A 13468-nucleotide genomic window follows, 5' to 3' on the forward strand; every position below is an offset into this window, starting at 1 on the left:
TATCAATTCTCCTAACTAATAAAACGCGTCTATCTTTCCTTTATCATTATTCTGGTTGATTTAAACGTTCCATTTCAGTTTTAACAGTTTCTGTTTCAGTCTCCTGTGATACTGAGGTCGCATCATGCTCATTCGTCGTCGCTGGTGATGGTGTTGCTTTGGTTCCATAAGCACGAATAATATCAGCAACAACTGGATGACGAACTACATCAAAGGCATCAAATGTTACAAATGAAATACGAGGTATGCTATTTAGTTTTTCAATCGCATCTACTAAGCCTGATTTAACACCGCGAGGTAAGTCTATTTGTGTCTTATCCCCATTAATAATCATTTTTGACCCGAATCCTAAACGTGTTAAGAACATTTTCATTTGAGCAATCGTCGTATTTTGAGCCTCATCTAATATGACAAAAGCATCGTCTAATGTACGACCTCTCATGTAAGCTAATGGCGCAATTTCAATAATGCCTCGCTCCATTAAACGTACCGTTTGTTCGGTTCCCATAATCGTGTATAAAGCATCATAAACAGGTCGTAAATAAGGATCCACTTTTTCTTTTAAATCTCCAGGTAAAAAACCTAAACTTTCGCCTGCTTCAACTGCTGGCCGTGTTAAAATAATTTTCTTTACTTTCCCCTCACGCAAAGCCTGAACAGCCAAAACAACGGCTAAAAATGTTTTACCGGTCCCCGCAGGCCCTACTCCAAAAGTAATATCATGTGAATTAATTTTTTTAACATATTGTAATTGTCCGAAGTTTTTCACTCGAATCGCTTTACCATCTGCAGCACGACCAATCACTTCCTCATAAAGATTAACGAAGAATTCTAGTGTATTGTTTTTGGCCATTTTGATTGCCGTAACAACATCCATTGTACGTGGAGTAATATTACGCTCTAATAAATGAATCAACATAAAGAAAATGTCGCTAACTTCATTCACGTCGGCTTCATCTTCCCCTTTAATGGTAATGACTTCTCCTCGAACAGCAATCGAAACGGGATAACTTTCTTCTAGTAATTGAATATTTTGATCTTGATTCCCAATTAGAGCAATCATCCAATCACCATTAGTTACAATTACTTGTTTAGAAAATGTACTTGGATTATTCAAATTTTCGCCTCTTCTTCTTATGATAATAATTCTTTTACGATACGATTAACAACTTGTCCATCTGCTTGCCCTTTTAATTCAGCCATTGCTTTCCCCATTACTGCACCGAAAGCTGATTTATCTTTAGCTCCTACTGCTGCAATAATTTTGGTTATTGCTTCTTTGATTTCATCTTCTGATAATTGCGCAGGTAAGTATTGTTCAACGATTTTAATTTCGTCCAATAAAGGCGCCACTAAATCTTGACGACCTGCTTTTTCAAATTCAGCTAATGAATCTTTACGCTGTTTCATTTCCCTAGCAATAATTGTGATTTCTTGTTCTTCACTCAAAGGCTCTGTTTGTTCAATTTGTTCCTTTTGCAAGGCAGCCTTCAACATGCGAATAACTTTTAGTGTTTCTTTATCTTTCGCTTTCATTGCTACTTTTATATCTTCATTAATTCGTTGTGTTAATGACATCATTCATACACCTCTTATCAAATTTCTTATTATCTATTGTAACAAATTTTTGCTTAATATAACATTAAATGCTTAAATCTCTACTGTTTTTTTGCAATTTATTGGCAATTAGTTAAAAAAATTCCCTTCAATAAAAGATTGAAAGGAATAATTATCAAAATATTGAATGATTATAAATCTAAAATGTAAAGATTTAAGTTATGATGTGCTCACTAGGCATCACTGATCGGGAGTAGAAAAGAAGTAGAAAATCGAATAATTTTCGCTTCGTCTGTTCACCCCCGCAAAGTTGGGAGTAGACCAGAAGTAGAAAATTGAATAATTTTCGCTGCGTCTGTTCACCCCCGCAAAGTTGGGAGTAGACCAGAAGTAGAAAATCAAATGGTTTTCGCTTCGTCTGTCCACCCCCGCAAAGTTGGGAGTAGACCAGAAGTAGAAAATTGAATAATTTTCGCTTCGTCGGCCTACCCCCGCAAAGTTGGGAGTTGACCAGAAGTAGAAAATTGAATAATTTTCGCTTCGTCGGCCTACCCCCGCAAAGTTGAGTAGGCCTCAAACAAGTCATTAAGACGCAGTTTGAGGCCACTCAACCACTGCGCTTTTAATTTAATAACAATAACTTGATTGAGTTTACCAAATTTATCTTTAACCTCATTAAGACGCAGTTTGAGGCCACTCAACCACTGCGCTTTTAATTTAATAACAATAACTTGATTGAGTTTACCAAATTTATCTTTAACCTCATTAAGACGCAGTTTGAGGCCACTCAACCACTGCGCTTTTAATTACCGAGCAATAACTTGATTGAGTTTACCAAATTTATCTTTAACCTCGTTAAGACGCAGTTTGAGGTCACTCAACCACTGCGCTTTTAATTACCGAGCAATAACTTGATTGAGTTTACCAAATTTATCTTTAACCTCGTTAAGACGCAGTTTGAGGCCACTCAACCACTGCGCTTTGAATTAAATAGATATGCCTGAACAGAATTAAAAAAATTTTTGTCCAGCCTTATACAGTGACTCATACTGTTGATATACCCTATATAGCCAGTACAAAAATAAATAATTAAAGTCTTTGCCCAAACACTTATCCAAGCCACTCTTTCACTTGATATAATAACAGCATATTAATCTCATGTGATTGTACCCAAAAGGTAGTGACATCGGCCTTTCGTGATTCGAAAAGGGTTACCACCCGTTCGCTTTCAGAAATTGGCACAATAGGGTCTTGCTTACCCATTGAAATAAAAATTTTTTGGTGTGATAGAGAATGAGTTTCATTAATAGGAACTGGATACATTGGCGCCATTAAAATAGCTTTGTTAAAGATTGATTGGTCTTTTAATAACAGCTCAATCGCGATATTGGCGCCATTGGAAAACCCCACAATAATGGCTTTACTCAAATCAAACGCATATTTTTCACTTGCTTCAATAATAAACTCTCTTAACATTAATGCTCTTTGCTGTAAATCTTGCACATCATACACACCTTCTGCTTTACGCTTAAAGAATCGTAAAGCCCCGTGCTCATTGACATTTCCTCGAATGCTTAGGACGCCATAATCAGGATTTAAGAAATCTGCAATTGGTAATAAGGAATGCTCATCTCCACCTGTTCCATGTAATAAGATAAAAGTGGGGGCATCCATCCTTTTAGCTTTTTTATATAGATGTTCCATCAATGGCCTCCTTTTTTGATAATAATTGCCGATTAGAAGATGAATACTTGTTAATTCTAGCCGTTATGGGTTCAATTTGAGTTAGTATGTTGTCTCTATCTATCTCAAAATGGGGTGGGATTTGTAATGTTTGTCCTAATTTATCAAAAGACTCATCTACTTCTAAGCCTGGATCAACAGTAGCAAATTCAAAAATAACATTCCCTTTTTCTTGTAAATAAATCGATTTGAAATACTTACGATCTTTAACTTCGGTAATGGCAAATTGTTGTTCAAAAAAATAGTCTTGCCATGCCAATAATTCTGTTTGAGAAGGTACACTCCAAGCTAAATGGTGGACCGTTCCCGTACCCCAACGTCCTTTAGGTAAAGGAGATTCATTGACAATAATATGCTGTGCTAGTGGACTATCCGTTTTAAAAAGATGTGGTCCAACCTTTAAAAGTCCTAAATCATTGGTTAATAAGGATTTAGTGGCTGTTGGGTTTTCAGATAAAATCGCCACCCCGTGAAAATCATAAATAGCTCTCGTTTCATGCTCTACATCCGTTTCAACTATGGCTAAATCTAAAGAATGAGGATCACTAAATTCTAAAGTGTCTTGGCCAAATAACTGTGATCGTGTTGTTTCAATGCCTTTAGCAAATAAATAATGCTCCCATTCCTTTAAATAACCTTTAGGTACTCTAAATGCAATCCTGCCTATTTGTCCACCACCTTTTCGACCATGGGTCGCATGTTGCCAAGGGAAAAAGGTTAATAAAAAGCCTGGATTCACTTGCTCATTTGAAAAGTAAAGATGATATACTGCCGAATCATCAAAATTTAGGGTTTGTTTTACTAATCTTAATCCTAAAATATCTTGGTAAAATTTAATATTTTCATTAATATCACCAACAATCGCACTTATATGATGAATGCCCTTAACTTTTTTCACGTTTAATCCTGCTCCTCTTCCCCACGCCAAACTGTCTCAAACGGTCTAACTTGTGCCTCAATTTCTGCTCTCTTAGGCTCTAAAAACGGAGGTAAAGATAATTTTTCTCCTAAGGTTTCATATGGTTCGTCTTGCATAAAACCAGGTCCATCAGTCGATAACTCAATTAAAATATGACCTACACGCGTATAAAGCGCCTCAAAGTAAAAACGATCGACATATCCAGAACTTCTAATCCCTAACTCATTATAACGATCTAACCAAGCCATCAATGCCTCATGGTCTTTCACTCGGAAAGACACATGATGGACTTGTCCATAGCCTGGCTGACTTTGTCCGGATTCGCTATCATTAATTAAGATAACACGACCACCATTACCACCTTCCCCTACTTCCAATAAAGCACGTTCCTCGGTTAATTCGATTGTTTTCATACCATAAACTGTTTCTAAAAAAATGCGAAAGTCTTCAAAATAACTGATCGTAATTTCAATAGGACCTAAACCAGTAATGGCAAATTCTGCTGGAACCGGACCTTTCTTCCAAGGAGTCCCCGCGGGAATCCCTTGGTTATGTTCATCTGAAAATAATTGGTACTTTTGACCATCCTCTTCTTCAAAAGGTAATACCTTAACACCATATACTTCAGTAATCGGATCATGTTTTATTCCCATTTTTTCAAAGCGCTTTTGATAGTAGTTTAAAGCTTGATCATTCGGTACTCTCAAACCAATTCTTGAAATTAAATTAGTTCCTGGTAATCCTTTTGGATTATTTGGAAAATCAAAGAAAGTCATATCGGTTCCCGGAGCCGCGACATCATCGGCATAAAATGTGTGGTAAGTATGGATATCATCTTGATTAACTGTTTTTTTAACCAATCTCATCCCTAAAATTTTTGTAAAAAATTGATAATTACGTTCAGCAGAATCGGTCATCGCGGTCACATGATGGATTCCTAATAATTCGTGTTGCATAATAGTCCCCTCTCTCAATAGTTGATTGAACTTAGTTCGAATTCAAACCAATTTGATTATGGGTTTAATATTATCACACATATTTGAATGAGTCAAAGAAATTTAATCCTAATTAGTAATTTAAATAAGAATTATCATCTAATAAAACTATCCGTCCCTAACATATAATGAATTAGATTAACAATTAAGACTCGCTACCAACGAAAAACAGATAAATTGTTACTCATACTATCATAAATATAATGAAGATTATATTTAATTAGTTAAATAAGCTATTTTAATGCGTAAATTATCGGGTATATGAACAATCATTCATTTTTAGCTTTTTACAATCTTCAAAACAGACTTGGTAGAGATGTCTAATTTTCTACCAAGTCTCAAAATAATAATGTTTAGCACACCCATTGTGTCATAACAAATGGGTGTGGATTAGGATTAGAAAATCAAATGATTTTACTATGTTATAGCCCAGCTTTAAACATAAGAAACTAAATAAAAATGTTTAAACTACTTGTCACTTTCAAAATCAGTCATTATGATTAAATAGAAAAAGCTTGAGCATGAGAAGCGAGTGCTAATTTTCCATTATGAACCGATACTTTATTTCCAGTTACTAAATCACTATACTCGCCATCAGCCATTGGTACATTAACAAAACCTTCTTTTCCTTTGAAGGAACAAACCGCCACAAAATGTTGTGCTTTATCTTGATGTTCAATTACCACTGCATCTAACTCATCATAAGGCGTTAATTCATAACGAGTGGTTAAAGTGGTTGGAATATATTGCTTTTTAATATCATTTAAATGACGGATTTCTGCTGAAATATCTCGTCCAGCCTGCCAATTAACTGGATCGATATCAAATAATGTTTGTTCGGTAGTTTCTTGAACTTCTTGGCCATTATATAATAAGACAAATCCTTTCTCAAAATATTGGAAAGCTGTCCATTGTAAAAGGTCTTGTTCATTGCCAATTAAATATTTTGCACGTGGGTTATCATGGTTTTCTAAATTACGTGCCTTAATATAATCAACGGGATAAATCACTTCTTGTAAATTTAAGCGATTAATATAGTCACTTAATTTATTTGTACCTCTTAAGTAACCATGGAATAAATAATGTACATCATAATCATATAATACATCAAAGGCTTGATACATCTCAGCATCCGCATGAGCGACTGTACCCGCTTGACGTAAAGTTTTAATAAATCCAAATTCAACACTTTCAGAAAGCCAAATGAAATCTGATTTCACTTCGGCTACTGCTGCCCGAGCTTCAATCCAAAAATCAATCGGTACTAATGGCGCCACGTCACAGCGGTAACCATCAACATATTTTGCCCAATAACAAAGCGATTCAATTTGATAATCTCTTAATTCACGGTGTTGATAATCTAAATCAATAATATCAGTCCAATCACCAACACGGTTACCTCTTTTACCTTCTTCATTATAGTAAAACCATTCGGGATGTTCTTGAACTAATACTGAATCAGGTGAAGTGTGATTATATACGACATCAATCATGACTTTCATACCATTTTTATGTATAGCATCACACAATGCTTCAAAATCTGCTAATGTTCCATATTCTGGATTAATAGCGCGAAAATCGTAATTGGCATAAGGAGAACCATCTTTTCCTTTACGATTGAGTTCACCAATTGGATGAATTGGCATTAACCAAATAATATCGACTCCTAGCTTTTTAATTCTTGGCAGTTCAGGAATGACTGCTTGAAATGTCCCTTCTTTTGAAAAATTGCGTACAAAAATACTATAAATTACTTGATTCGGTTGAATACTCATAAATATTTACCTCCTTGGTTTTGATACTTTCACTTTATCGAATTATATTAGCTTACGCAAACATAAAATATAGGTTAACGGTAACAAAATATAAGCACTTACATCCAACCTTCGAATCAAATTTAATGACAAAAAAGAGAAGTCATACAAGCGTCATCTTTAATAGATGACCGCTGCTAATCTGACTTCTCTAAATAAATTGTTATTGTTTGATTTGTTGTTGATATAGTAACGAAGCTTGTGAAAGTTGTTCTACAATTTCATTCAATTCTTCTTCACTATAGGCATTGGCACCACTCGCCATTGGATGACCGCCCCCCGCATGTAAGGCCGCAATCTCATTAATGACTGGCCCTTTTGAACGAATGCGACAACGATAGAAAAAGTCTGCTCCTTCTTGTTGTACAAATGTCACCCAACAATAAACACCTTGAATTCTAGAAGCTAAATTAACTAGACCATTGGTTTGCTCTTCACTAGCACCGTAACGCTCTAAATCTTCGCGGTTAATTCTTAATACTGCTACACCGGCTTCATTCACTTGTAAATTCTCGTAGCCGAAACCTTGTAATTTAACCTCTACTGGCGTCATTACTTGAAAATAATCGTTAATCGCAAAAGCGTCAATGCCTTGTTCTAACAATAAGGCGGTATATTTATATGTTAATGCCGTCGTTGAATTATATAAAAATCTTCCCGTATCACCTACAATACCTGCATATAATAATTTAGCTGCTTGAAGATTAAGCGGAAGTCTTTCACCTAAAAGCTCACTAATTGCGACAATAATCTCACTACACGAGCTAGCTTCTGTCTTCACAATTTGCAAACTACCGTATTCTTCCACAATTGGATGATGGTCAATTTTTATTAAGTCTTGACCTTTTTGATAATGGTCGCCATCAATTCTTTCGGTATTAGCCGTATCGGTGATGATAACTAACGCGTCTGGATATTCTTCTACCGGTACTTTATCCATTTGTCCTAACCAACTTAAGCCCTTAGAATTGGTGCCGGCAGCCAAGACTTTTTTATTAGGAAAAGCATTCTCAATTAAATACTTTAAACCCAATTGTGATCCCAACGCGTCTGGATCGGGTCTTTGATGACGATGGATAATAATCTTATCATATGCCTTTACTTTTTGAAAAAATGCTTCTACTTCTGATTCTATTAGGTAGCTCAAACTCACTAACCCCTTTCAATAATTTGACTCGTAATGATCGCCCGAGCAGCTAAAGTATTTTCGTGAAAGACATCTACTTGAACTAAAGCGCTTCGTCGGTTATGATGAAACACATCTACTTTAAAATGGATTTCATTGCCAATTTGAATTAAATTAAAATAATGAACTTCTATTTTTTCAATAATATTATTGAGATTCGTTAACTCTACCACTTTCTTTTGTGCCGTTTGGGTAATTAATTCGCATAACACTCCATATGAAATAGTACCTAAATTATTAATCATTTGCGGTTGCACGATTGCTTGAAAATCATAATCACCAAATTTATTAGTATGATTGATTGCATCTAAATGAACAGCTAAATCATCTTCAAAGGTATGGACGATTTGAGGTTGTTGTTGAATCGTATGAATAGCTTTCATCACATCTTGACGTGAAACCACCCCTAATAACTGTAAATTATCAGCAACAACGGGAATCATTTCTATATCTTCCCAAATCATTTTATGAGACACGCTAGCAATACTCATATGTAATTTAACGGTTACTGTCTCTTTAGTCATTACGCGTTCAATCAATACCGTCTCATCGCGACCAATTAAATCTTTAGCCGTCACGACACCAATTAAACGATTATTATAGACTACAGGAAATCTGGATAATCCTGTTTTATCAGACATTTTATGAAAAGTTCGAACGTTATCTTGTGCTGTTAAAGCAACTGTTTTTTCAATCGGAGTATAAATGTCTTCAATCGTTAAAATTTCTTTTTTAATTAATTGATCAGAAATTGAACGATTGATCATAGTTGCCACTGTAAAGGTATCATACGAAGTGGAGATTAATGGTAAGTTACGTTCATTGGCTAATTGGATAACGCTTGGGTTCGCTTTAAAACCTCCTGTTATCAAAACGGCTACATCATGTTCTAACGCAAGTAATTGAGCTTCCGTACGATTCCCCACAATTAATAAAGACTGCTCACTAAAATAGCGGACCATTGCATCTTCTTTCATCGCACCAATAATAAATTTATTTAAATGACGCGATAAGCCATCTGATCCACCTAATATATCCCCATCGATAATATTGACCACTTCTTTAAAGGTTAGCATATCAGTTAAATATTTTACTTTCTGTTCTATTCGAATCGTTCCTACACGCTCAATAGTAGAGACTAACCCTCTTGTTTCAGCTTCTTTAATCGCTCGATAGGCGGTTCCTTCACTCATATTTAATTTCTTGGCTATCCCACGGACCGAAATTTTATTGCCAACTGGTAGAGATTTAATATATTGCAAAATCTGTTCGTGTTTCGTCGCCATACAAAATTGCCCCTTCTTTTCTATAAAAAATGTTAATAGTAATCTGATGTCATTATAACAGTTTTATAATACAGTTGCTAGTACAAACCGATTACTTATTAATACTTTTTTACTAATAATTTTGATCAATAAATCCTTTACATCATTATAATAATTAGTTTCGTTGTTTGGCTTTCAATAATGGTCATAATACTCAAATTTAAAAGTTCCAATAAAAAAACCATGTTTGTGCATGTATAGCAATACAATAAAGAGATTGTACTACTGCACACAAACATGGCCATTCATAATAATTAGCCTAGACTGACGTCTAAAATCATCATAATAACAAATCCACCTAAAAAACATAAAGTTGATAAATCTGTATATTTTGAAGCTTGTGATTCTGGGATTAACTCTTCCACTACTACGAAAATCATCGCCCCAGCAGCAAAGGCTAAACCATAAGGTAAAATAGTCGTAACTAATAACACCGCTGCGGCACCAAATAAAGCACCAAATGGTTCAACTAAAGCAGATAATTGCCCCATATTGAAAGCACGCCATTTTGATTTTCCCTCAGCTCTTAATGGTAGTGATAAGGCTGACCCTTCGGGAATATTTTGAATGCCTATCCCTATCGTTAATGCCAAGGCAGCCGCTATTGTAGCACCATTGACTTGCATACTAGCTGCAGCATAGGCAACTCCTAAGGCCATCCCTTCTGGAATATTATGAATCGTGACGGCCAAAACTAACATGGCAGTCCGAGAAATATTAACACTTTTGATATCCGTGTCACCGTGGTCGCCACTGATATGTAGGTGGGGAACAAGTTTATCTAATAATCGCAAAAAGATTCCTCCGGCTAAAAAGCCAATAGTTACTGGTGCCCAGGTAGGTAACACACTATTCTCAGCATATTCAAGTGCCGGTGCTAGTAAAGACCAAAAAGAAGCGGCAGTCATAATACCAGCAGCAAACCCTTGCATTACTGCTAAAAATTTATCATTTACATCTTTAACAAAAAAGACCACAGCTGAGCCAAATAAGGTACATAGCCATGTAAAAATACCAGCTAGAAACGCTTGTAAAACTGGATTTAATTCGATGAACCAAGCCATTCATCAACACTCCCTTCGTGAATTGTTAATTGGATTGCGGATGTCTCTGGATTTAATAAATTTGAAACAGACACGCCCAGTAAACGCACTTCTTGATCTAAATTCCCATGTTTTAGCCATAATTCTTTCACAATGGAAATAGCCTCTTCATAAGAATCAAAATAATCCTCTGCTTGCATTTGTCTCGTTATCGTTTCAAAGTTTCCATATCTTATTTTAATTGTAACAGAGTTTGTAAGCAAGCCTAAACCTCTAACTTTTTTCATAACACTATGGGTAAGTTTTTCAAATTGAACGATAATTTTTTCTTCATCATTCAAAAATTGAGTAAAGGTTCTTTCTCTACCAATAGATTTGCGATCTCGCTGTTGATTTACTGCAGCATTATGAATTCCACGAACTTTAAAATATAAGGAATAGCCCATCTTACCAAAATGTTTAATTAAAGTATCTAAATCTTGTTGATACAAATCTTTTCCATTAAATATTCCTAATTCATGAAAATGCGGAATGGATTTCACACCGACTCCATAAAACTTATCAATCGGGAGTGCTTGTAAGAACTTAGTGGCTTCTTGAGGTGTCACAATAGTGATACCGTGGGGTTTATGATAATCAGATGCAATTTTTGCGATGAATTTATTATAAGAAACACCGATAGAACAAGTTAACGAAAGGGTTTCGTATATCTCTTTTTGAATTAAATGTGCAATTTTCAACGCACTGGCTTCATTAATTTTATTGACGGTCACATCCAAATATGCCTCATCTAATGATAAAGGTTCAATAACATCGGTATATTTTAAAAATATTGCGCGGATTTGTTGCGAAACCTCACGATAATATTCCATATTCCCTTGAATAAAAATGGCTTTCGGACATAGTTTGTAAGCTTCTACAGCAGACATTGCTGAATGAATGCCATATTGACGGGCAATATAATTGCAAGTAGCAACTATCCCTCTACCTCCGGTTAAATTAGGATGCTTGGCGATGACCACAGGTCGATTTTTCAAACTAGGATTATCTCGCACTTCAATACTCGCATAAAAAGCATCCATATCGACATGCAAAATTTTTCGCGTCGTATCGGGTTTAGGTTCTTCAAAAGTTAATAAACCATATTTCATTGTTGAGCATCACCTCACTTCAGCTTATTTCAGTTATTAGTATATCAAACTTACTCTTTTAATAAAAAAATACTCGCTATTGCCCTTAGTTCATCCAACGTAAATTGGTTTGATTTTTTCTATTTAGGCATCATTCTATTAAAAATCATGTTTATCGATAGTAACAATGCTAATGAATAATGGATTGAAGAACTGTTCACCACCTATTCTTTCACAATCTTAATTTCCATTCAAAATGAACGAGGTCTAGCGAAAACATCTTTATCGCCAAACCTCGTTATTTATTTTTGTTTATTTAAGTTATTCAATCTGGTCATCTTACCCCATCCATACCTATTCAGCTGGTGGCTGGGGTACGACAGGTTCTGTCACCTCAGGTTCACTCTGCGCAGGTGGTTGAGTAACCGGTGGCTCTGTCTCAACTGGTGGTTCTGTTACCGTTTCTGTATGGACCGGAGGCTCAGTATCACTAGGTTGGTCGGTTTGTGGTGGATAATACGGCGCTTCAGTATAACTTGGTTGATAAGAAGGTGCTTCATATCCTTGGGTTGGTTGTTGATAAATATCGCCTTCATTATACGAAGTCTCTAAATCTCGAACTCTATCTAATTCAGCTTGTTGTTGATTGATAGCATCAATTTGCTCTTGTGTTAGTCCACTTGGATATTGATTTTTCACAATCAATTCACTCTTAATGAACTCATTTTCATTATCAGCCATCGGGTCAGCCAATGAACTTGCTAGTATCGCTTCAAGTTGAGTATGAGCTCGTAATTCATTGGAAACTTTCAAACGTGCTGAGACTGGAATATTAAAGTAAAAAATATCATCTAAATATAATGGTTGCATTTCATCAAATTCAATAGCTGAAATATTATTGAGAGCTGACACATACTTAGGATATACCGATAAAATGGTTGTTAAATCAAAATTTGTTTTAACGTTTTTGGCCACCACTTGTAAAATTTGTGGGTAATAAGTAACAGCATTCAAACTGAGTAATTTATCCATAATCGCTTTTACAACCATTTTTTGGCGATTTTGTCGTCCAACTTCGCCTTCAGGATCATCATAACGCATCCGGGCAAAATTCATCGCTTTGACTCCATTTACTTCCCTTGTTTCACCTTTTTTAAATTGGGTGCCTCGATAAGTAAAAGTTAAAGGACTAGTGACTTCAATGCCACCAATCGCATCTATCAATTCTTCTAATCCTGACATATCCAATACAGCATAATAGTCAATTGGTATATTTAAAAAGGCTTGAATTGTATCAATAGCGGTCTCAATGCCACCGTAGGCATACGCATGGTTAATCTTATCAGGTTCATCATAGCCTTCAATAAAGGATAAAGTATCTCGTGGAATACTTAACATTTTTGTTGTTTGTGTCTGAGGATTTAAACTGACAATCATAATAGTATCAGATCGACTCACAAAGCCTTGATCTTCGGTTCGTTCTAAATTATTCGCATCAGTTCCCAAAAGTAAAATATTCAACGGTTCCCCTTCATCTACTTCGGCTTCTTTGTCACGTAATTTATTAACTGAAATATCTTCAACCACCACTGATTTTTTTAATTCATTAATGTCTAAGTTCACTTTAATGAAAAGCCCTAAACCAACGGCGAGTAAAATCACAAAGATTGCAATTAGGATTTTCAGCCAATTTCTCTTTTTCTTTTTATTTTTAATTGTTTCATGATTCATTTGATTAACTTCCTTAATAATACGA

Annotated in this window: 12 protein-coding genes; all 12 read right to left on the reverse strand. The window is 35.4% G+C overall.

Going from position 1 to position 13468, the window contains the following annotated elements; translation table 11 throughout:
• Positions 1 to 46: 46 nt before the first annotated feature.
• The 12 genes from LB888_RS00150 to LB888_RS00205 all read right to left on the reverse strand — a co-directional run bounded on the left by LB888_RS00150 (position 47) and on the right by LB888_RS00205 (position 13443).
• Positions 47 to 1063, reverse strand: a complete 1017-nt coding sequence (locus LB888_RS00150; protein ID WP_078755404.1) for a PhoH family protein — start codon at positions 1061 to 1063, stop codon at positions 47 to 49.
• A gap of 71 nt (positions 1064 to 1134) precedes the next feature.
• Positions 1135 to 1578 (reverse strand): GatB/YqeY domain-containing protein, encoded by a 444-nt coding sequence (locus tag LB888_RS00155; protein WP_066124823.1) that lies wholly within the window; start codon positions 1576 to 1578, stop codon positions 1135 to 1137.
• A 527-nt stretch (positions 1579 to 2105) separates the two neighbouring features.
• On the reverse strand, positions 2106 to 2348 hold the full coding sequence (locus LB888_RS00160) for a hypothetical protein (RefSeq protein WP_318753122.1): 243 nt from the start codon (positions 2346 to 2348) through the stop codon (positions 2106 to 2108).
• Positions 2349 to 2667: 319 nt separating this feature from the next.
• On the reverse strand, positions 2668 to 3261 hold the full coding sequence (locus tag LB888_RS00165) for an alpha/beta hydrolase (protein ID WP_078755282.1): 594 nt from the start codon (positions 3259 to 3261) through the stop codon (positions 2668 to 2670).
• Complete coding sequence (locus tag LB888_RS00170) at positions 3245 to 4198, reverse strand: VOC family protein (protein WP_311921364.1); 954 nt, start codon at positions 4196 to 4198, stop codon at positions 3245 to 3247. Before LB888_RS00170 ends, LB888_RS00165 begins: the two co-directional genes overlap by 17 nt.
• 2 nt (positions 4199 to 4200) lie before the next feature.
• Positions 4201 to 5178: a ring-cleaving dioxygenase gene (locus LB888_RS00175; protein WP_412928336.1), complete on the reverse strand. Its 978-nt coding sequence runs from the start codon at positions 5176 to 5178 to the stop codon at positions 4201 to 4203.
• 536 nt (positions 5179 to 5714) lie between these two features.
• Positions 5715 to 6989, reverse strand: a complete 1275-nt coding sequence (locus LB888_RS00180; RefSeq protein ID WP_276649637.1) for an alpha-amylase family glycosyl hydrolase — start codon at positions 6987 to 6989, stop codon at positions 5715 to 5717.
• Positions 6990 to 7191: 202 nt separating this feature from the next.
• A complete protein-coding gene (locus tag LB888_RS00185; RefSeq protein ID WP_318753123.1) occupies positions 7192 to 8175 on the reverse strand; it encodes a bifunctional oligoribonuclease/PAP phosphatase NrnA in 984 nt (327 codons plus the stop codon).
• Positions 8176 to 8180: 5 nt separating this feature from the next.
• Positions 8181 to 9500 carry a DRTGG domain-containing protein gene (locus LB888_RS00190; protein WP_318753124.1) on the reverse strand — a complete coding sequence of 440 codons (1320 nt, stop codon included), beginning with the start codon at positions 9498 to 9500 and terminating at the stop codon, positions 8181 to 8183.
• A 293-nt stretch (positions 9501 to 9793) separates the two neighbouring features.
• The gene (locus tag LB888_RS00195) at positions 9794 to 10603 is read right to left on the reverse strand and encodes a ZIP family metal transporter (RefSeq protein ID WP_318753125.1); all 810 of its coding nucleotides are present in this window, start codon (positions 10601 to 10603) and stop codon (positions 9794 to 9796) included.
• A complete protein-coding gene (gene dinB / locus LB888_RS00200; protein ID WP_318753126.1) occupies positions 10582 to 11733 on the reverse strand; it encodes a DNA polymerase IV in 1152 nt (383 codons plus the stop codon). Before dinB ends, LB888_RS00195 begins: the two co-directional genes overlap by 22 nt.
• Positions 11734 to 12066: 333 nt before the next feature.
• Entirely contained in the window at positions 12067 to 13443 is a 1377-nt protein-coding gene (locus LB888_RS00205; protein WP_318753127.1) for an LCP family protein, read from the reverse strand.
• Between the last annotated feature and the right edge of the window lie 25 nt (positions 13444 to 13468).

Source organism: Globicatella sp. PHS-GS-PNBC-21-1553 (assembly GCF_033564055.1).
In the GTDB taxonomy this organism is placed as follows: Bacteria; Bacillota; Bacilli; order Lactobacillales; family Aerococcaceae; genus Globicatella; species Globicatella sulfidifaciens.